Here is an 18181-nt window from a genome sequence, read left to right on the forward strand (position 1 = left end):
CCCGCGCTCGCTTATCCGCCACATCGACGATCTCCCGAGGACGCGGACCGCGTCCTGAACATACTTTCAAGGCACGCTTTCATGGCCCGCACACACGCGCTCGAGGACTACCGCAACTTCGGAATCATGGCCCACATCGATGCGGGCAAGACGACGACGACCGAGCGGATCCTGTATTACACCGGCAAGAACCATAAGATCGGCGAAGTCCACGACGGCGCCGCGACCATGGACTGGATGGACCAGGAGCAGGAGCGCGGCATCACGATTACGTCCGCCGCGACGACCGCCTTCTGGCAGGGCAAGCGCCTGAACATCATCGACACCCCCGGCCACGTGGACTTCACCATTGAAGTCGAGCGTTCGCTGCGTGTGCTCGACGGCGCCGTGACGGTGCTGGACGGCAATGCCGGCGTTGAGCCGCAGACCGAAACCGTCTGGCGTCAGGCCGACAAGTACTCGGTGCCGCGCATCGTCTTCGTCAACAAGATGGACAAGATCGGCGCCGACTTCGACGCCTCGGTGCAGTCGATCCGCGACCGCCTCGGCGCCAAGGCCGTGCCGATCCAGTTCCCGATCGGTTCGGAATCCTCGCTGTCGGGCCTGGTCGACATCGTCGCCATGAACTCGGTGGTCTGGGACAACGACGCCCTGGGCGCCAACTTCACCGTCGGCCCGATCCCGGCCGATCTTGTCGACAAGGCCAATGAGGCCCGCCAGTACCTGATCGACAACGCCGTCGAACTCGACGACGAGGCGATGGAAGCCTACCTCGAAGGCACCGAGCCCTCGATCGAAGTGCTGAAGAAGTGCATCCGCAAGGCCGTGCTGACCGGCGCCTTCTATCCGATCCTGTGCGGCTCGGCGTTCAAGAACAAGGGCGTGCAGACGCTGCTCGACGCCGTCGTCGACTACCTGCCGTCGCCGATGGACATCCCGCCGACCCCGGGCATCGACTTCAAGACCGAAGAGCCCGTCGTGCGCCGCGCGTCGGACGACGAGCCCCTGTCGATCCTCGCCTTCAAGATCATGGACGACCCGTTCGTCGGCTCGCTGACCTTCTGCCGCCTGTACTCGGGCAAGATGGAAACCGGCCAGAACCTGCTGAACTCCAGCCGCGACAAGAAAGAGCGCGTCGGCCGGATGCTGCAGATGCACTCGAACAACCGTGAAGACGTCAAGGAAGCCTACGCCGGCGACATCGTCGCCCTGGCCGGCCTCAAGGACACCCGCACCGGCGACACCCTGTGCGATCCGCTGAAGTCGCCCGTCATCCTCGAGAAGATGGAATTCCCGGCGCCGGTGATCGAGATCTCGGTCGAGCCCAAGACCAAGGCCGACCAGGAAAAGCTGGGCGTCGCCCTGGCCAAGCTGGCTTCGGAAGACCCGTCCTTCACCGTCTCGACCGACCACGAGTCGGGCCAGACCATCCTGAAGGGCATGGGCGAGCTTCACCTCGACATCAAGATCGACATCCTGAAGCGCACCTACAAGGTCGAGGCCACCATCGGCGCGCCGCAGGTCGCCTATCGTGAATCGCTCGGCCGCAAGGTCGACATCGACTACACCCACAAGAAGCAGACCGGCGGTACGGGCCAGTTCGCCCGCGTCATGCTGACCTTCGAACCCGGCGAGCCGGGCTCGGGCTTCGTGTTCGAGAACTCGATCGTCGGCGGCGCGGTGCCCAAGGAATTCATCCCGGGCGTCGAAAAGGGTCTGAACTCCATCAAGGATTCGGGTCTGCTGGCCGGCTTCCCGCTGATCGACTTCAAGGCGACCCTGACGGACGGCAAGTACCACGACGTCGACTCCAGCGTGCTGGCGTTCGAAATCGCGGCCCGCGCCGCCTTCCGCGAACTTAAGGAAAAGGGCGCTCCGAAGCTGCTCGAGCCGATCATGGCGGTCGAGGTCGTGACCCCCGAGGACTACCTCGGTTCGGTCATCGGCGATCTGAACGGCCGTCGCGGCATGATCCAGGGTCAGGACATGCGCGGCAACGCCACCGTCGTGAACGCCTTCGTGCCGCTGGCCAACATGTTCGGCTATGTGAACACGCTGCGCGGCATGTCGCAGGGCCGCGCCGCCTTCACCATGCAGTACGACCACTACGAGCCGGTGCCGCAACACGTCGCCGACGAAGTGATCAAGAAGTATTCCGCCTAAACCCCAACCATCCCGACGGGCTCCGGCCCGTCGGACACCCCCTGAACAACTAGGATATGCCCCCTCAATTCAGGGGACGGAGAGAAGAGAATGGCCAAGGAAAAGTTCGAACGTAACAAGCCGCATTGCAACATCGGCACCATCGGTCACGTCGACCACGGCAAGACCACGCTGACGGCTGCGATCACGATGGCCCTGGCCAAGGCCAGCGGCGGCAAGGCGATGAACTACGCCGACATCGACGCCGCGCCGGAAGAAAAGGCCCGCGGCATCACGATCAACACGGCTCACGTCGAGTATGAGACGGCCAACCGTCACTACGCTCACGTCGACTGCCCCGGCCACGCCGACTATGTGAAGAACATGATCACCGGCGCCGCCCAGATGGACGGCGCGATCCTGGTCGTTTCGGCCGCCGACGGCCCGATGCCGCAGACCCGCGAGCACATCCTGCTGGCCCGTCAGGTCGGCGTGCCCGCCCTGGTGGTCTTCATGAACAAGGTCGACCTGGTCGACGACGCCGAGCTGCTCGAGCTGGTCGAGATGGAAGTGCGCGAGCTGCTTTCGTCCTACCAGTTCCCGGGCGACGACATTCCGATCACCATGGGTTCGGCCAAGGCCGCGACCGACGGCGTGAACCCGGAAATCGGCGAACAGCGCGTTCTGGCCCTGATGCAGACCGTCGACGACTACATCCCGCAGCCGGCCCGTCCTCTGGACCTGCCGTTCCTGATGCCGGTGGAAGACGTCTTCTCGATCTCGGGCCGCGGCACCGTGGTGACCGGCCGTATCGAAAAGGGCATCGTCAAGGTCGGTGAGGAAGTCGAGATCGTCGGCATCCGTCCGGTTCAGAAGACGACCTGCACGGGCGTGGAAATGTTCCGCAAGCTGCTGGACCAGGGCCAGGCGGGCGACAACGTCGGCGTGCTGCTGCGCGGCACCAAGCGTGAAGACGTCGAGCGCGGCCAGGTTCTCTGCAAGCCGGGCTCCATCACCCCGCACACCAAGTTCGTCGCCGAAGCCTACATCCTGAACAAGGAAGAAGGCGGCCGTCACACGCCGTTCTTCACCAACTACCGCCCGCAGTTCTACTTCCGCACCACGGACGTGACGGGCATCGTTCAGCTGAAGGAAGGCGTCGAGATGATCATGCCCGGCGACAACGCCGAGCTGAACGTCGAACTGATCACCCCGATCGCCATGGATCAGGGCCTGCGCTTCGCCATCCGTGAAGGCGGCCGCACCGTCGGCGCCGGCGTCGTCGCCAAGATCGTCGAGTAATACCCCACGGTCCGAATGGACTGACTATCGAGACGGCCCCCGGAGCGATCCGGGGGCCGTTTTCGTTTGTCCGGCCGGAACGGGCCCGCGAGCGTGGCGTTGGCCAACGAGTGTTTCCTGAAGGAGCCCTCGATGAAAGCCATCTGGACCGTGGCGGCCGTGTCCGCCGTGACGATGCTGACCGGCGCCTGCGCCACGACCGACAACTACGTCTCCGCCTGCGAGCGGGACTATCAAGAGAACAGGCGATACGCGACCGCCAGCGGGGCGGCGCTGGGCGCGCTTGCCGGCGCCGCCATCGCGGGCGAACGCGACCGGGAACGGGGCGCGGCGATCGGAGCCCTGGCCGGCGGGCTGCTGGGCAACCAGCTGTCGGAGCGGGACGATCCCTGCGGCTACGGCTTCGGCGGCTATAATCGCGACGGCCGCTATGGCTATGATCGCGTGCCGAGGCGCGGGAACTACGGCAACTACTGAGGCCCACTGACTGAATGACGAGATCCGGGTTCTGGTCGGCGGCGATCGCCGTGATGGCGCTCGCCCTGGGCGGCTGCGTGGTTACCCACCCGGGTGGCGTCGATCATGTGCGGTTCGCACCGGATCGATCGTTCGTTCAGGTGCGGACCGAGGCAGGCGTGGTGCGCGGCGTCGAGGGCGCGGGCGTGCGGGCCTTCCTTGGCGTGCCCTACGCGGGGGCGCCGGTCGGCGATCTGCGTTGGCGGGCGCCGAGGCCGGTCGAGGCGTGGAATGGCGTCAGGGACGCGACGCGGCTGGGGTCGGACTGCACGCAAGCGCTGGGGCGCAAGGCCATTCTCGGCGGAGGCGGCGGGCTGGTGGTCGGGTCCGAGGATTGTCTGTTCGTGAACGTGTACGGACCCGCGAGCGAGCCGGAACGGTCACGGCCAGTGATGGTGTACCTGCACGGCGGGGCCTTCACGATCGGATCGGGCGCCAACTACGATCCGTCGCGGTTGGCGACCGAACAGGACCGGGTCGTGGTTACGGTGAACTTCCGGCTCGGGGCGCTGGGGTGGCTGGCCCATCCGGGCTTCGACACTGAGGGCGAGGGCGTCGGCGGCAACTGGGGGCTGATGGACCAGCAGGCGGCGCTGCGCTGGGTGCATGAAAACATCGGGGCGTTCGGGGGCGATCCGGGGGATGTGACCCTGTTCGCAGAGAGCTCGGGGGCGTGGAGCGCCTGCTACCTGATGGCGTCGCCGGGGTCGGAGGGGCTGTACCAGCAGGTGATCCTGCAGAGCGGGCCGTGTCTGGAGCCGCAGTCGCTGAATGCGGCCAAGGATCAGGTCCCGGCCGGGCCGCCGTTCGCCGACGACCTGGGGTGCACACAGCAGGGGCAGGTCGCTTGCCTGAGGAGCCTGCCGGCCGGGCGGATCGCGCGGGCGCCTTCGCTGCGGTCGGGTATCAACGGGCCGGGGTCGTGGGGGCCGGTGCATACGGACGCCACGGTGCCGATCAGTCCGCCGGACGCCTTCGCCAGCGGCCGGTTCACACAGGTCCCGGTAATCGTGGGGACGAACACCGACGAGGGGCGGCTGTTCGCCGTCGAGGTCAAGGACATGGATCGCTACCGGAAGGAGACGGTCTGGCTGTACGGCGCGGACGGCGAGCGGGCGCTGGAGCGCTATCCCGTCGGGGCCGACGGGCCTGCGGTGGCGATCGCGCAGAGTTTCACCGACAGCCGGTTCTCATGCCCCGCCGATGCACTGAGGCGACTGCTGGCGCGGCATGTGCCGGTCTACGGATACGAGTTCGCGGACGGGGCGGCGCCGTTCCTGCTGCCCGACTGGATCACGGGGCTGGACATGGGGGCCTATCACGCGAGCGAGCTGGCCTATGTGTTCGGCACGACCTGGCTGTTCGCGGATACGGGCAGATGGACGCTGGAGCAGCGCGCCCTATCCGACCGAATGATGCGGCTGTGGGCCGGGTTCGGGCACGATCCGGACTTCGATGCCGACTGGCCGCGCATCAGCGAGGGCGGAGGCCCGGTCGTGGTCTTCGATCCGGCGGGCGACCGGGTCGATGCGACCTTCCACGACCGGCACCAATGCGGCTTCTGGGGCGGCACGGCTCTGGGAGCGGTCGAGCCTAGCTGAAGATCACTTCCACGCCGGGCTTGACCGCTGCGGCCAGCTGTTCGGCGCTCCAGTTGGTCAGGCGGACGCAGCCGTTGGAGGCGGTCTTGGCGACCTTCGACGGATCGGGCGTTCCGTGGATGCCGTAGGTGTCGCGCGACAGGTCGATCCAGACCGAGCCCACCGGATTGTTTGGGCCCGCCGCCACGACGAACTTGCGGTCCGCCGTGCCGTAGGTCAGGCGTTCGGGGTCGTAGGTATAGTTCGGCTCATTGGCGACGCCGACGACGGTGAGGCGGCCTGTGGGCGCAGGCCGGGTACTTGAGCCGATCGTGGCGGGATAGAAGGCCAGCAGGTTTCCCGCCGCATCGAAAGCGCGAACGGCGCTGTCGCCCTTGTTCACCAGGATACGGGTGACCTCGGTGGGCAGGGGCTGGTCAGTGATGGCCGGGACGACGATCGCCTGTCCCGCGCGGCCAAAATCGACGCCCGGGTTGAGCGCCGTCAGCAGCGCCTCTGTGACGTGAAACTTCTCGGCCAAGGCCTCGAGTGCGCTGGTGTAGCCGAGCGCGTCCAGTTCCGACTGGGCTTCCAGATCGGCCGGCACGGCAGCGATGAAGGGGCCGGCGACATCGGCGGGCGTGATGACGTATTCGGCCATAACCGGCGCAGCGGCCTGGATCAGGCTGGCGAACACCGCAGCGTTCAACTCTCCGTCGGAGGCGATGTCTTTGGCCTGGGCATAGGCGGCGACCGCTTGGCGCGTGTTTTGTCCGCCCAGTCCGTCGATGGCCCCGGGTGAAAAGCGGGCGCGGTCGAGCAGAATCTGGGCGCGGATGATCTCCGGACGCGGGGGCGTGGTTGTTGCGGCTTGCGGACCACCGACGCCCGGGGCGGTGACACTCGGGACGGCCTCGGCCGCCGCGTCCGGCGTGGCAGCGGCATCGGCCTTCCAGACAGCGGCCTCAATCGACACCGGCGCCAAGGCGCCGGTCGCGCCAGTCGCGCGCGGGGCGGAAGCCGTCGGCTCCGTCGCTGTCGTCGGCGTTTGCGGATCGGGTGCGCCGCATGCGGCGAGGGACACGGAGGCGAGGAGGGCGGCGGCAAGCGACATGCGGTTCAAGGGGGGGCGGATCATGAAATCAACTCTCGGGCGACTGGAGTTAGCCAACCCGCAGGCCTGTTTACCGTTCCGCACAACCGGCAGGGGCGGGGACTTGCGCGGAACCCCGAAGCGGGGCCTACGTTCGGTTCGGGACGTTAGGATTTTGGTAACCATCATGCGACGCGCGCTTCGGATCGGCCTGTTCATCGGCACCCTGATCGGGGTCTCCGCCTGCGCCTCGATGGATAACGGTCAGAGCGGCGCATACGGCTCGGTTGAGGCCGGCCGGACCCGCTGACCACTGCGCTCAAGGAAATCGTGGCGAAACCGGTCACATTCCGCTAGGACCGAACAGCGGACGCCGACTGTCGCGCCGCGCTGGTCTACTCCCCCCTAGATGTTACTCATCGCCATTGTCGTCGTTCTGCTCCTTGTGGTGCTCAACGGCCTGTTCGCCATGACCGAGCTGGCGGTCGTGTCATCCCGCCGATCCAAGCTGCAGAGCCGGGCCGAGCGGGGCGATCGCGGCGCCCGGGTGGCGCTGAAACTGTCCGAAGACCCGACCCATTTCCTGTCGGCGGTCCAGGTCGGCATCACCCTGATCGGCATTCTGGCCGGCGCCTACGGGCAGGCGACGATCGCGGGCGAGCTGGACAAGATCCTGACAGCCGCCTTCCCGGCGCTGGACGCCTATACCCAGATCTTCTCGACGGCCCTGGTCGTCATCTGCATCACCTACGTCTCGCTGATCGTCGGCGAACTGGTGCCCAAGCGGCTGGCGCTGATCTTCCCGGAAACGATCGCGTCCAAGACGGCGGGTCCGATTTCGACCGTGGCGATCGTGCTGCATCCGTTCGTCTCGCTGCTGACCGCCTCGACCTCGGGCATCCTCAAGCTGATGGGCGTCAAGGACCGCGACGGGTCCGACGTCACCCAGGAAGAGGTCGAGACCATGATCGCCGAGGGCACTTCGGCGGGTCTGATCGAGCCCGAAGAACAGACGATGATCGAGGAGATCCTGACCCTCGGAGATCGTCCGATTCGCGTGGCCATGACGCCGCGCCACGAGGTGTTCTGGATCGCCCTGGACGACACCGAAAAGGAGCTGCGCGAGGAAGTTCGCAAATGCCCCTATTCGCGCATCGTCGTGGCGCGCGAGAACGACGTCGATAACCCGCTGGGCGTTGTCCACAAGAAGGACCTGCTGGACAGTCTCCTGACCAACGGCGAGTTCAACATCGAGAAGCACGTCCAGACTCCGGCCTTCATTCCGCAGTCGACTTCGGTGCTCAAGGCGCTGGAAATCCTCAAGTCGTCCAAGGTCCACATGGCCTTCCTGGTCGACGAGTACGGAGCCTTCGAGGGCGTGGTGACGGCGACCGACCTGCTGGAGATGATCGCCGGCGACTTCGACGAAGGTCACGACGACCAGGAGGCCTGGATCCGTCAGCGCGAGGACGGCACTTGGCTGGTGGACGGCCAGACCGATCTGGAGGAACTGTCGGACGTGCTGGGCGAGGATTTCGGCGACCAGGAAGGCTTCCACACCGTGGCCGGTCTGGTCCTGCACCAGCTGTCGCGCGTGCCGGACGAGGGCGAGATCCTGCAACTGGGCCGGTTCGAGGTCGAGGTGATCGACATGGACGACCGCCGTATCGACAAGCTGCTGTTCAAACAGGTCGTCAACAAGAAGGACGAGGCGGACGCGGTCGCGGCGCATCTGGATCACTAACGCCTCCCCCGATGGGGAGGAATAGCCTTGAAATGGCCCGCCGGCTGGGGCATAGCCCCCGGTCTGGCGAGCAGACGCGCCGTTGGGTTCTCCCACGGCGCGCTTCTGTATTGTCTAGGAGCTTAGCTCAGCTGGTAGAGCACCGGTCTCCAAAACCGGGGGTCGTGGGTTCGAATCCCCCAGCTCCTGCCACTTCCCCCTGTTCCCGCAGACTGGGCATCCCCATCTGCGGGGACAGGATCAAGCGTTTACGAAGAGACCCCGAGAGCCCATGGCCAAGTCCAAGTTTCCCGGCGGACGCCGCACCGGCAACCCTGCCGCCGGCGCAAAGCCTCAGATGGCCGGCGCTTCGGCCTCGGCCTCGACGGTCGCCGTCGACGCGCCCGTGGCCAAGCCGCGGACCTCGCCGGCCCAGTTCGCCAGCCAGGTCCGCGCGGAAGCCCGCAAGATCGTGTGGCCGAGCCGCAAGGAGACCTGGATCACCTCGGTGATGGTCTTCATCATGGTGCTGCTGGCGGCGGCGTTCTTCTGGATCGTGGATACGGGCCTGGGCTTCGCCTCGCGCTACATCCTCGCCCTCGGCCAATAAAGAAAAGAAGGAGACGCGCCCATGACGGATGCAGCGCCCGAAACCAAGCCGGCCTCGAACCCGCGCCACAAGTGGTACATCGTCCACGCCTATTCGAACTTCGAGAAGAAGGTCGCCCAGCACATCCGCGACCAGGCCAAGCAACGCGATCTGGAGGACTGCTTCTCCGAGATCCTGGTGCCGACCGAGGACGTCGTCGAGATCCGCCGGGGCCGCAAGGTCAACTCCGAGCGCAAATTCTTCCCCGGCTATGTGCTGGTGAAGATGGAGCTGACCGACGACGCCTATCACCTGGTCAAGGACACGCCGAAGGTCACCGGCTTCCTGGGCGCCGCGGGCGGCACCAAGCCCCTGCCGGTCTCGGAACGTGAGGTCCAGGCCATCATCGGCCAGGTGGAGGAGGGCGTCGAACGTCCGAAGCCCACGATCCGCTTCGACATCGGCGAGACCGTCAAGGTCATCGACGGTCCGTTCGCCAGCTTCGACGGCCAGGTGGAGAGCGTCGACGAGGACGCCGCCCGTCTGCGGGTCGCCGTGTCGATCTTCGGCCGTCCGACGCCGGTGGATCTGGAATACAGCCAGGTCGAGAAGAGCGCGGCCTAGGGCCCTCTCACAGGTTACGATTTGCGGCGGCGGTCCTCTCGGGCCGCCGTTTGCTTTTGCGGGGTCGCTCCGCTATACGCGCGCCTTCGCTTCGCCCGGCCCGCCGGGACGATGCGGTAAATCCGTGGGAGGCAGCCATGCCCGACCACGGCTCACCGGTCTCGATTAGCTTCGGGGTCATTCACAGGAGAGACCAATGGCCAAGAAGATTCTGGGCTATATCAAGCTGCAGGTGCCGGCCGGTTCGGCCACGCCTTCCCCCCCGATCGGGCCCGCTCTGGGTCAACGCGGCGTGAACATCATGGGCTTCGTCAAGGAGTTCAACGCGCGCACCGAGAAGGAAGTCAAAGGCACGCCCCTGCCGACCGTGATCACGGTCTACCAGGACAAGTCGTTCACCTTCGTCACCAAGACCCCGCCGGCCACCCACTACATCAAGCAGGCCGTGGGCATCACCTCGGGCTCCAAGCTGACGGGCCGCGAGACGGTCGGTTCGATCACCCGCACCCAGCTGCGCGAGATCGCCGAGAAGAAGATGAAAGACCTCAACGCCAACGATATCGATGCCGCCGCGCGCATCATCGAAGGTTCCGCCAAGGCCATCGGCCTCAACATCGTGGAGCGCTGAACATGAGCAAGCAAGCCAAGCGCATCAAGGCGTGGACCGTCGACCGTGAAGCCCTGGTGTCGTTCTCGGACGCCATCAAGACCGTCAAGGAACACGCCACCGCCAAGTTCGACGAGTCGATCGAGATCGCCGTCAACCTGGGCGTCGATCCCCGTCACGCCGACCAGCAGGTCCGTGGCGTCGTCAACCTGCCGTCGGGGACGGGGCGCGACGTTCGCGTCGCCGTGTTCGCCAAGGACGCGAAGGCTGACGAAGCCCGCGCGGCCGGCGCCGAACACGTCGGCGCCGAGGATCTGTACGAGAAGATCAACGGCGGCTTCATGGACTTCGACCGCGTCATCGCGTCGCCGGACATGATGGCCCTGGTCGGTCGTCTGGGTAAGGTGCTGGGCCCGCGCGGCATGATGCCGAACCCCAAGGTCGGCACCGTGACCCCGAACATCGGCCAGGCCGTCAAGGACGCCAAGGGCGGCGCCGTTGAGTTCCGCGTCGAGAAGGCCGGTATCGCCCACGGCGGCATCGGCAAGGCCTCCTTCACCCAGGAAGCCCTCGAAGCCAACGTGAAGGCCTATGTGGACGCGCTGAACCGCGCCAAGCCGGCCGGCGCCAAGGGCACCTACGTCAAGCGCATCACCCTGTCCTCGACGATGGGTCCGGGCGTGAAGATCGATCCGGCCTCGCTGACGGCCTGATCGCCAGACTACGATTGAACGCAAGGCGGCCCTGGAGAGCGATCTCCGGGGCCGTTTTCGTTTTGCGGTCAATGCCGTGCGCCGCCGGGACGCCCGAACGGCAATCTTCCGGCGGCGCGAACGGCCAGGGACGCCAAGCCGGACGGCGGAGACCGCCGATGCCGCCGATAGGCGGCGGTGAGCCGGGCAGAGACGGGCCGCGCCCCCTTCGACGCACGCGGGCCGACGCTATGGGCGCGAACGTCAGGCGTTGACGCGTCGCCGCTGGATCGTCAGGGCAGCCCCGCCCGCCAGAGCCAGACCCATCAGGATCATCGCCCATTCGGACAGGCTGGGGACGGGGATGGGGCTGAAGAGGGTCACCGGCGCCGGGCCCGTGAAAGTCACCCGGAACGGTGTCAGGTTGTGGTTGGCCCACATGCCGCCCACCAGTGTGTAATTGCCCGGGGTGAGGGTGACGTTCTGTATACTGTCAAAGCTGGCGAGGCAGCCGACCGCAGGCGAAGCCGGGTCGTAGGGCCCCGAATAGATCGCGAAGCCGCCGTCCCCCACCCCTGTGTCCCTGAGTTGGTAGGACCCCGCCACGCTCACCGAGATCGTTTTGGCGGTGTAGGGGCGTTGGAACATGTTCGTCCCGATGCTGCACGGGGATCCGTTGTCGAATCGTCGGTCATGGTTGGGATCCGATCCCGTCGGCGTCATGTCGAACTGTTGCGCGACCGCCAGATCCGGCGACGCCAGGGCGAGGGCGATAATTCCCGGAAGGAGCGATAAGGGTCTGATTGTCATTGTCTGTTCAGGGCTGGAAGAACGTTGAAAGTTGCGGCGTCTTCACCGGAATGCCCTGATGTTGGCCGGCATCTCCGGTGGGATGTCGAAGACGTCGCCGCCCGCCTTGCCGCCGGTGCGTTGAAGCTCCAGTGCGCGGGCCCGGCACTGGGAGGGCGTCACGCCCCAGGCGGCGCGGAAGGCGCGCCCGGCGGCGGTGTGGCTGTCCAGACCCCAGCGAGCGAAGACCTCGGCGATCTTCTCGTGCAGGCGGGCCGGATCTGACAGGTCCCGGAATACGCCTGTCAGGCGGCGCCCCAGGATGTAGCGGCCGATGCCCCCGTGGGGCTCGAACATCCGGTAGAGGGTCGGGCGGGTGACGAAGAACTGACGGGCCAGAAGGTCCGGGCCCAGGTCCGGGTCGCCGATCTGTCGCTCGATGCGACGGCAGATGGCGCGGAACTGACTTTGCCGAAGATCTGCACGGGTCGTTCCGCGGGCCTTGCTGCCTGCGTTGACGACCGAGGCGATCAGGGCCGCCGTGGTGTGGCTGCAGGCCAGTCCCTCCTCGATGGTCAGGTCGGGCCCCCTGAACCACATCTCCTCCAGATGCTCCCGGACGGCGATGCCAGCCTCGCTGTCGCGATGCAGCATCAGGCCGTGAATGTCCCCGGCCTCCTCCAGCAGGGGCAGGAGAAGGTCGCGGTCGATGATGGCCGACAGGTTGTCGGGGCCCTCGGTGCGGATCGCGACCGGACGGGTCAGGTCCAGCATGCAGATGTCGCCCGGCCGGACCTGTCGCTCGGCGCCGTCCAGGGTCAGGACGAAGCCGTTGGTCCGGTAGAACTGGACATGGAACTGGTCGACGCCGTTCCGGGCGATGGTGCGGGGGCTTCGGACCATGATCGAGGCCGAGGCTCGGGACATGCCCAGCTTGATCGGCCCGTAATCGTAGAGGGCGAAGTCCATGACGTAGGCGGCGCGGACGGCGGCGGACGGCGCCTCCAGCTCGAACATCGTCGCCAGCAGCTCGCGGCAGGCGGCGAAGCTGTCGGCGTAGTCGGCGCCGATGCTGGCCGCCAGATACGGCAGCCGATCCTTCCGGACCCCGTCCGTCATGTGTCGATCCCCCGGCCAAGCTTGCAGCCAGAAACCTTCTAGCGTGGTTCGAGAGGCGGGACTTCGACCATGTGTCTCAAAGTGAAGCCGGCGGGCCCTGCGTGTCTTGTCGAAGAGCTTTTCCCCGAGGTTAACCGCCGGGATGCCCCGCGCCATGGCGGTGCGCTCGCCGATGATGGCGGATCAGGGGACGGGAATGGTGAAGCGTTTGAAACGAGCAGCGGCGCTGGGCGCGGCGGCGTGCTTGATGGCGACACCGGCGCTGACGCAGACGGTCTGCGCGGGGGTCAGCCAGACGTTCACGCCCAGCGTGGCGGGCGGCGCCAGGACTGACCCCGCCCAGCCCTACTCATGGGTCGCACCGGCTGGGGTGACCAGCGTCACTATCCGGGCGGCGGGAGCGCGGGGCGGCGATGACACCCACGATGGCTTTCCCGGCGGCAAGGGGGCTGAGGTGATCGCCGCCTATCCAGTCACGCCCGGCGAGCGGCTTTGCATTGTGGCCGGCGTCGCCGGAAAGAACTTCGGCGCCTCCGTCTCCGGTGGTGGCGGCGGTTCGTTTGTCTTCTCGTCAGGTGTCGCCTCCTGCGTGCTCGCCAATGCCTCGGCCGCCAATCTTCTGGTCGCGTCAGGCGGGGGCGGATCGACTGCCTCCAGCACGAGTGGGCTCCCTGGCAGGGCGACCGGTCTCGGGGCAGGGGCCGCGGGCGCGATTGCGGGCTCAGGCTATGCGGGCGGCCCGGCAGGCGGGACCGGCGGGACCGGCGGCGGCGCTGACGTGGGCGGCGGCGGGGGCGGTCTCATCACCAGCGGCTCCGACGGATCACTCACAGGCGGCCAAGCCCTGACGCTCGGCGCCGCGGGCGGCAGCGGTCCGGGGGGGCTGGCTGGCGGCTTTGGCGGCGGCGGCGCAGGTGGGGGAGGGGGCGGCTACAACGGCGGTGGAGGCGGCGGCTCTCTTCCCGGACGGCCCGGCGGCGGCGGCGGATCGTTCAGCAGCGTCATGCCGATCAGCGCCGCGGACGGGGTTCACTCCGGTAACGGCGAGGTGTCTCTCTGCTACACGCCTGCGCCCGCGCCGGTCCCGACGCTGAGCGAATGGGCGATGATCGGCCTGACGGGCCTGCTGGCTATGTTCGGCCTCGCCCTGATGGATCGTCGTCGGTGGGCGCGATGAACATGAAGCTGAAGCGGGCGGCTGTGCTGGGCGCCGTGGCGTGGGTGGTGCTGATGCCGGCCGGCCCGGCGCTGACCCAGGCCGTCTGTTCGGGAGTGAGTCAGACGTTCGCGCCCAGTGCCGGGGGCGACACCAGGAGCGATCCCGCCCAACCCTACTCGTGGGTCACGCCGGCGGCCGTGAGCAGCGTCACCATCCGCGCGTCCGGCGCCCAGGGCGGACAAGCCGCCGGCCTGTCGGGCGGCCTCGGCGCGCTGGTCACGGCGACCTATCCCGTGACAACGGGCGAGCGGCTTTGCATCGTCGTCGGCGTTCAAGGCCAATACCTCGCCGCCGCCAGTTCCGCCGGAGGAGGAGGATCCTTCGTGTTTTCGTCCGGTCTCGGCCCCTGCCAGTTGGCTAATGCTTCAGCCGCCAATCTCCTGGTGGCCGTGGGTGGAGGCGGATCGCCCTCACCCGGAACCGATGGACTGCCGGGTCTGGCGACCGGCCTGGGGTCCGGAATGGCGGGCGCGCTGGCCGGCTCCGGTTATGCGGGAGGACCGGCAGGCGGGGTCGGCGGCAACGGCGGCGGCGGGAACCTTGGCGGCGGTGGCGGCGGCCTTCTGACCGACGGGACCGACGGCTCGCATGCGGACGGGGGTCAGGCCTTGGTTGCGGGCGGCAATGGAGGGTTCGACCGAGGTTTTTCCAGCCGTGGCGGGTTCGGCGGGGGGGGCTCCGCCGGCGGCGGAGGCGGCTATAATGGGGGCGGCGGAAGCGGAGGCGCTTTTGGGCAAGCGGGCGGCGGCGGCGGGTCGTTCAGCAGCGTCGTCCCGACGAGCGCCCAGGACGGGCAGCAGGCGGGCAACGGCGAGGTATCCCTTTGCTATACGCCTGCGCCCGCGCCGGTCCCGACTCTCAGCGAATGGGCGATGATCGGCCTGACGGGCCTGCTGGCGCTGTTCGGTCTGGCGATGATGGATCGGCGTCGGTGGGCGCGATGAACAGGAAGCTGAAGCGTGCGCTGTGGCGTGGGTGGTGCTGATCCCGGCGGGGTCAGCCAGACGTTCACGCCGAGCATGGCGGGCGGCGCCAGGACGGACCCCGCCCCGCCCGGCCCGACGTCGTCCGTCATGCGGCGTGTTACGTCTGGGGCCGGGCGCCGCGCCCGAAGACGGGGCTCAACAGGACCAGTCCGCCGATCGCGAGTATTCCGATCAGGAGAACGATGCCCCACTGCGACATCGTCGGGACAGCGGTCGCGCACGTCACAGCGATGCTGCGGACGCCGTAGGGGGTGACGACCACCGCAGCGGAATCGGCGATACCGGACCCGTTCGTGACGCTGCACGCCTGGCCCGCGGGCTGGCCCGACACGGTGACCGAATAGCCGTCGTTCAGCGTGACCCACATCGGAAAGGTGAAGGCGCCGTTGGCGCTGACCGTCAGGTCGTCGCCGCCGTTATTCTGCAACACCACGGACTGGCCGGCGCCGAGACCGCTGACCGTGCCGCCGACTGTCGGAAAGGCGCAAAGGGCTATCGACGCAATGACCTGAGAACACGCATTCAGACACGGCGCCCCAAGCACGTTGCAGCTGGACGTGCATGCATCGGCATTGTTGATGCCGCCGATCTGGCATCCGAACCTGCAGGGTCCAAAGTCCGCACAGTCGGCATCGCACCGGTCGATGGCGCTTTGCTGGCATATGCTGGTCGGGATCCCATTGACGACCGGGCGGGGCGGAGTTTGAGCATGCACCGAAGGTGCTGCGACCAGCCCGCCGAGAGCCAGGACCGCCAGGAACAGCCCGCCGAGAACCCATCTGAACACGCCATCACCCCCGTGATCGACTTCCGAGCCGGAAGCGCCGGGCCTCACGCCTAGCCAGGAGCGGGGAGGCGTCCAGGTAAAACGACGATGCGCCATCACTTTGAGACGCAGGGTCGAAAGCGGGGCTGAAGACACGCTGCAATTTCGCTCTGCTCGTCCTGCACGAGCGGGAGCAGCGCGTGCGCCGCCGGCCCCGGTGCCGACGCTGACCGAATGGGCGATGATCGGGTTCACGGGGCTGCTGGCGCTGTGCGGTCTGACGATGGTCGAGCGTCGTCGTCGGTTCGTCGCCTGACCGGTTGCTTTCCGCCCGTCTTCCTGTATAGAGCGCGCCTTCCCGTCAGAGCTTCGGCCCTGACGGTCCTGTCCGAGAACTTCGGGGTCTGGGGGTCACCCGGGCCATAAATGTCAGAGAGCCCTCTGACGCCGTGGGGAGATAGCGACGCAGACGACGAACGGTCGGCCCGGTCTCCGGGACGGAACCCCGTCAGAGCATCCTTTCGGACATCGCTACCGGCCAGAACGCAATGCGGCGACGCATTGGGCTTTGGCCTCTCGCCGTCGGGAATAAGCCCGGCGTCGAACCTCAAGACTGGAGACCGCAATGGACCGCGCACAAAAGGCCGAGTCGATCGAAACGCTGAAGGGCGTTTTCACCGACGCCGGCGCCGTGGTCGTGACCCACAACCTGGGTCTGACCGTTGCGGAAATGGAAGACCTGCGGGGCCGTCTGCGCACCGCCGGCGGAGCGTTCAAGGTGGTCAAGAACCGCCTGGCGCTGAAGGCTCTCGACGCCGCTGAAGGTTCTGAGCACCACGCCCTGTTCAAGGGCCCGGTGGGCATCGCCTTCGCACCCGACGCCGTGACCGCCGCCAAGGTCACCGCCGAATACGCCAAGGGCAACGACAAGTTCGTCGTTCTGGGCGGCTTCATGGGTGACAAGGTTCTGGACGCGAAGGGCGTGGAGATTCTCTCCAAGCTGCCGTCGCTGGATCAGATCCGCGCTTCGTTCCTGGGCCTGCTCAATACGCCTGCGACCCGTATCGCCGGCATCACGCAAGCCCCGGCCGCCCAACTGGCCCGCGTGTTCAACGCGTATGCCACGAAGGACGCCGCGTAAGCCCCGCGTTTACGAGGCAAGCCGCTTCCATCTCTGCATAAATCCAAACCAACCCCATCCTCCGAAGGAACTACTGATATGGCCGACCTGTCCAAGATCGTCGAAGACCTGTCCTCGCTGACCGTCCTCGAAGCCGCCGAACTGTCCAAGCTGCTGGAAGAAAAGTGGGGCGTCAGCGCCGCTGCTCCGGTCGCCATGGCCGCCGCTGCCGGTGGCGGCGCCGCCGCTCCGGCTGAAGCCGCTGAAGAGCAAACCGAGTTCACCGTCGTCCTGCTGGACGGTGGCGACAAGAAGATCAACGTCATCAAGGAAGTCCGTGGCGTGCGTTCGGACCTGGGTCTGAAGGAAGCCAAGGACCTGGTCGAAGGCGCTCCGCAGAACGTCGTCGAGAACGTCTCCAAGCAGAACGCCGACGAAGTCGCCAAGAAGCTGACGGAAGCCGGCGCCAAGGTGCAGATCAAGTAAGCGAAAGTGTTTGCGGCCGTTCAGGCCGCGACAATCTTTCGAGGGCCCGGCGGGAAACCGCCGGGCCTTTTCGCGTTCAGTCTCCGCCACGCCATTGCCTGGCGTCACCCTTTCCTGAACCGAGCCCAACGCCATGAAAATCCTGATCGTCCTGACCTCGCACGACCAACTGGGCGAGACCGGCAAGAAGACCGGCTTCTGGCTCGAAGAGTTCGCCGCGCCCTACTATGTGCTGAAGGACGCCGGCGCCGAGATCACCCTGGCTTCGCCGATGGGCGGGCAGCCGCCGCTGGATCCCAAGAGCGACGAACCCGACGCCCAGACCGACGCCACGAAGCGGTTCAAGGCCGACGAAGAGGCCAAGGCGGAACTGGCCAGCACGCACCGGCTGGCGGAGGTCAAGGCCGAGGACTTCGACGCGGTCTTCTATCCGGGCGGACACGGACCGCTCTGGGATCTGGCGGAGGACGCGAGCTCCATCAGCCTGATCGAGGCCTTCGCCAAGGCCGACAAGCCGGTCGCCGCCGTCTGCCACGCCCCCGGCGTACTCCGTCATGTGAAGGGGCCGGACGGCGAGTCTCTCGTCAAGGGCCGCAAGGTCTCGGGCTTCACCAATGGAGAGGAGGACGCGGTCGGCCTGACCGACGTCGTGCCCTTCCTCGTGGAGGACATGCTGAAGGCCAACGGGGGGCGTTACGAGAAGGGGCCCGACTTCCAGCCCTTCGTGCTGACGGACGGAAAACTGATCACCGGCCAGAATCCGGCATCGTCCGAGGACGCCGCGAAGGCGCTGCTCGGATTGCTCAAGGCCTGATGTCGCGGGATCCG

The 18181-nt window shown here is 66.9% G+C and carries 20 protein-coding genes and 1 tRNA gene; 17 read left to right on the top strand and 4 right to left on the bottom strand.

Annotated elements, in window-relative coordinates; all coding sequences use genetic code 11:
- Positions 1 to 81: 81 nt before the first annotated feature.
- The 4 genes from fusA to ACW17Y_RS04275 all read left to right on the top strand — a co-directional run bounded on the left by fusA (position 82) and on the right by ACW17Y_RS04275 (position 5561).
- The gene (gene fusA / locus ACW17Y_RS04260) at positions 82 to 2163 is read left to right on the top strand and encodes an elongation factor G (protein WP_492037537.1); all 2082 of its coding nucleotides are present in this window, start codon (positions 82 to 84) and stop codon (positions 2161 to 2163) included.
- A 90-nt stretch (positions 2164 to 2253) separates the two neighbouring features.
- Positions 2254 to 3444 carry an elongation factor Tu gene (gene tuf, locus ACW17Y_RS04265; protein WP_492037538.1) on the top strand — a complete coding sequence of 397 codons (1191 nt, stop codon included), beginning with the start codon at positions 2254 to 2256 and terminating at the stop codon, positions 3442 to 3444.
- 132 nt (positions 3445 to 3576) lie between these two features.
- Positions 3577 to 3921, top strand: a complete 345-nt coding sequence (locus tag ACW17Y_RS04270) for a YMGG-like glycine zipper-containing protein (RefSeq protein WP_492037539.1) — start codon at positions 3577 to 3579, stop codon at positions 3919 to 3921.
- Positions 3922 to 3935: 14 nt separating this feature from the next.
- Positions 3936 to 5561: a carboxylesterase/lipase family protein gene (locus ACW17Y_RS04275; protein WP_492037540.1), complete on the top strand. Its 1626-nt coding sequence runs from the start codon at positions 3936 to 3938 to the stop codon at positions 5559 to 5561.
- Here the strand turns inward: ACW17Y_RS04275 and ACW17Y_RS04280 are convergent.
- The gene (locus tag ACW17Y_RS04280) at positions 5554 to 6678 is read right to left on the bottom strand and encodes a L,D-transpeptidase family protein (protein ID WP_492037541.1); all 1125 of its coding nucleotides are present in this window, start codon (positions 6676 to 6678) and stop codon (positions 5554 to 5556) included. The two genes, ACW17Y_RS04275 and ACW17Y_RS04280, sit on opposite strands and share 8 nt — an antisense overlap.
- A gap of 142 nt (positions 6679 to 6820) precedes the next feature.
- Here ACW17Y_RS04280 and ACW17Y_RS04285 point away from each other — a divergent pair, with 142 nt between their 5' ends.
- From ACW17Y_RS04285 to rplA, 7 genes are all read left to right on the top strand, one after another.
- The gene (locus ACW17Y_RS04285; protein WP_492021676.1) at positions 6821 to 6943 is read left to right on the top strand and encodes a hypothetical protein; all 123 of its coding nucleotides are present in this window, start codon (positions 6821 to 6823) and stop codon (positions 6941 to 6943) included.
- 99 nt (positions 6944 to 7042) lie between these two features.
- Positions 7043 to 8377, top strand: coding sequence for a hemolysin family protein (locus tag ACW17Y_RS04290; RefSeq protein WP_492037542.1), 1335 nt, complete (start codon positions 7043 to 7045; stop codon positions 8375 to 8377).
- Positions 8378 to 8493: 116 nt separating this feature from the next.
- Positions 8494 to 8569, top strand: a tRNA-Trp gene (locus ACW17Y_RS04295).
- Positions 8570 to 8648: 79 nt separating this feature from the next.
- The gene (secE, locus tag ACW17Y_RS04300) at positions 8649 to 8966 is read left to right on the top strand and encodes a preprotein translocase subunit SecE (protein WP_492037543.1); all 318 of its coding nucleotides are present in this window, start codon (positions 8649 to 8651) and stop codon (positions 8964 to 8966) included.
- Between the two features lie 21 nt (positions 8967 to 8987).
- Positions 8988 to 9569, top strand: coding sequence for a transcription termination/antitermination protein NusG (gene nusG, locus ACW17Y_RS04305; RefSeq protein WP_492037544.1), 582 nt, complete (start codon positions 8988 to 8990; stop codon positions 9567 to 9569).
- 196 nt (positions 9570 to 9765) lie between these two features.
- Positions 9766 to 10197 carry a 50S ribosomal protein L11 gene (rplK, locus tag ACW17Y_RS04310; protein WP_492037545.1) on the top strand — a complete coding sequence of 144 codons (432 nt, stop codon included), beginning with the start codon at positions 9766 to 9768 and terminating at the stop codon, positions 10195 to 10197.
- Positions 10198 to 10199: 2 nt separating this feature from the next.
- On the top strand, positions 10200 to 10889 hold the full coding sequence (rplA, locus tag ACW17Y_RS04315; protein ID WP_492037546.1) for a 50S ribosomal protein L1: 690 nt from the start codon (positions 10200 to 10202) through the stop codon (positions 10887 to 10889).
- 243 nt (positions 10890 to 11132) lie between these two features.
- On the opposite strand, the gene ACW17Y_RS04320 is transcribed toward rplA, so the two are convergent.
- Both ACW17Y_RS04320 and ACW17Y_RS04325 read right to left on the bottom strand, forming a co-directional pair.
- The gene (locus tag ACW17Y_RS04320) at positions 11133 to 11516 is read right to left on the bottom strand and encodes an IPTL-CTERM sorting domain-containing protein (RefSeq protein WP_492037547.1); all 384 of its coding nucleotides are present in this window, start codon (positions 11514 to 11516) and stop codon (positions 11133 to 11135) included.
- 204 nt (positions 11517 to 11720) lie between these two features.
- The gene (locus tag ACW17Y_RS04325; RefSeq protein ID WP_492037548.1) at positions 11721 to 12776 is read right to left on the bottom strand and encodes a helix-turn-helix domain-containing protein; all 1056 of its coding nucleotides are present in this window, start codon (positions 12774 to 12776) and stop codon (positions 11721 to 11723) included.
- Between the two features lie 142 nt (positions 12777 to 12918).
- Here ACW17Y_RS04325 and ACW17Y_RS04330 point away from each other — a divergent pair, with 142 nt between their 5' ends.
- Together ACW17Y_RS04330 and ACW17Y_RS04335 are read left to right on the top strand one after the other, a co-directional pair.
- Entirely contained in the window at positions 12919 to 13953 is a 1035-nt protein-coding gene (locus ACW17Y_RS04330; RefSeq protein WP_492037549.1) for an IPTL-CTERM sorting domain-containing protein, read from the top strand.
- Positions 13950 to 14939, top strand: a complete 990-nt coding sequence (locus ACW17Y_RS04335) for an IPTL-CTERM sorting domain-containing protein (protein WP_492037550.1) — start codon at positions 13950 to 13952, stop codon at positions 14937 to 14939. The genes ACW17Y_RS04330 and ACW17Y_RS04335 overlap by 4 nt, the downstream gene beginning before the upstream one ends.
- A 139-nt stretch (positions 14940 to 15078) precedes the next feature.
- On the opposite strand, the gene ACW17Y_RS04340 is transcribed toward ACW17Y_RS04335, so the two are convergent.
- The gene (locus ACW17Y_RS04340) at positions 15079 to 15768 is read right to left on the bottom strand and encodes a hypothetical protein (RefSeq protein ID WP_492037551.1); all 690 of its coding nucleotides are present in this window, start codon (positions 15766 to 15768) and stop codon (positions 15079 to 15081) included.
- 196 nt (positions 15769 to 15964) lie between these two features.
- Here ACW17Y_RS04340 and ACW17Y_RS04345 point away from each other — a divergent pair, with 196 nt between their 5' ends.
- From ACW17Y_RS04345 to ACW17Y_RS04360, 4 genes are all read left to right on the top strand, one after another.
- A complete protein-coding gene (locus ACW17Y_RS04345; RefSeq protein WP_492037552.1) occupies positions 15965 to 16063 on the top strand; it encodes a hypothetical protein in 99 nt (32 codons plus the stop codon).
- Positions 16064 to 16372: 309 nt separating this feature from the next.
- Positions 16373 to 16888: a 50S ribosomal protein L10 gene (gene rplJ, locus ACW17Y_RS04350; protein ID WP_492037553.1), complete on the top strand. Its 516-nt coding sequence runs from the start codon at positions 16373 to 16375 to the stop codon at positions 16886 to 16888.
- 78 nt (positions 16889 to 16966) lie between these two features.
- Complete coding sequence (gene rplL, locus ACW17Y_RS04355) at positions 16967 to 17353, top strand: 50S ribosomal protein L7/L12 (protein WP_428152218.1); 387 nt, start codon at positions 16967 to 16969, stop codon at positions 17351 to 17353.
- 133 nt (positions 17354 to 17486) lie between these two features.
- Positions 17487 to 18167 (top strand): type 1 glutamine amidotransferase domain-containing protein, encoded by a 681-nt coding sequence (locus ACW17Y_RS04360; RefSeq protein ID WP_492037554.1) that lies wholly within the window; start codon positions 17487 to 17489, stop codon positions 18165 to 18167.
- The last annotated feature ends 14 nt before the right edge of the window (positions 18168 to 18181 follow it).

Source organism: Brevundimonas sp. AVps7 (genome assembly GCF_058681545.1).

Coding starts and splice junctions, on each gene's coding strand:
- fusA (WP_492037537.1), top strand. CDS start 82: ATGGCCCGCACACACGCGCTCGAGGACTACCGCAACTTCGGAATCATG.
- ACW17Y_RS04320 (WP_492037547.1), bottom strand. CDS start 11,516: ATGTTCCAACGCCCCTACACCGCCAAAACGATCTCGGTGAGCGTGGCG.
- ACW17Y_RS04285 (WP_492021676.1), top strand. CDS start 6,821: ATGCGACGCGCGCTTCGGATCGGCCTGTTCATCGGCACCCTGATCGGG.
- ACW17Y_RS04270 (WP_492037539.1), top strand. CDS start 3,577: ATGAAAGCCATCTGGACCGTGGCGGCCGTGTCCGCCGTGACGATGCTG.
- ACW17Y_RS04325 (WP_492037548.1), bottom strand. CDS start 12,776: ATGACGGACGGGGTCCGGAAGGATCGGCTGCCGTATCTGGCGGCCAGC.
- ACW17Y_RS04275 (WP_492037540.1), top strand. CDS start 3,936: ATGACGAGATCCGGGTTCTGGTCGGCGGCGATCGCCGTGATGGCGCTC.
- ACW17Y_RS04335 (WP_492037550.1), top strand. CDS start 13,950: ATGAACATGAAGCTGAAGCGGGCGGCTGTGCTGGGCGCCGTGGCGTGG.
- nusG (WP_492037544.1), top strand. CDS start 8,988: ATGACGGATGCAGCGCCCGAAACCAAGCCGGCCTCGAACCCGCGCCAC.
- secE (WP_492037543.1), top strand. CDS start 8,649: ATGGCCAAGTCCAAGTTTCCCGGCGGACGCCGCACCGGCAACCCTGCC.
- rplK (WP_492037545.1), top strand. CDS start 9,766: ATGGCCAAGAAGATTCTGGGCTATATCAAGCTGCAGGTGCCGGCCGGT.
- rplJ (WP_492037553.1), top strand. CDS start 16,373: ATGGACCGCGCACAAAAGGCCGAGTCGATCGAAACGCTGAAGGGCGTT.
- ACW17Y_RS04360 (WP_492037554.1), top strand. CDS start 17,487: ATGAAAATCCTGATCGTCCTGACCTCGCACGACCAACTGGGCGAGACC.
- rplL (WP_428152218.1), top strand. CDS start 16,967: ATGGCCGACCTGTCCAAGATCGTCGAAGACCTGTCCTCGCTGACCGTC.
- rplA (WP_492037546.1), top strand. CDS start 10,200: ATGAGCAAGCAAGCCAAGCGCATCAAGGCGTGGACCGTCGACCGTGAA.
- ACW17Y_RS04330 (WP_492037549.1), top strand. CDS start 12,919: ATGCCCCGCGCCATGGCGGTGCGCTCGCCGATGATGGCGGATCAGGGG.
- ACW17Y_RS04280 (WP_492037541.1), bottom strand. CDS start 6,678: ATGATCCGCCCCCCCTTGAACCGCATGTCGCTTGCCGCCGCCCTCCTC.
- tuf (WP_492037538.1), top strand. CDS start 2,254: ATGGCCAAGGAAAAGTTCGAACGTAACAAGCCGCATTGCAACATCGGC.
- ACW17Y_RS04290 (WP_492037542.1), top strand. CDS start 7,043: ATGTTACTCATCGCCATTGTCGTCGTTCTGCTCCTTGTGGTGCTCAAC.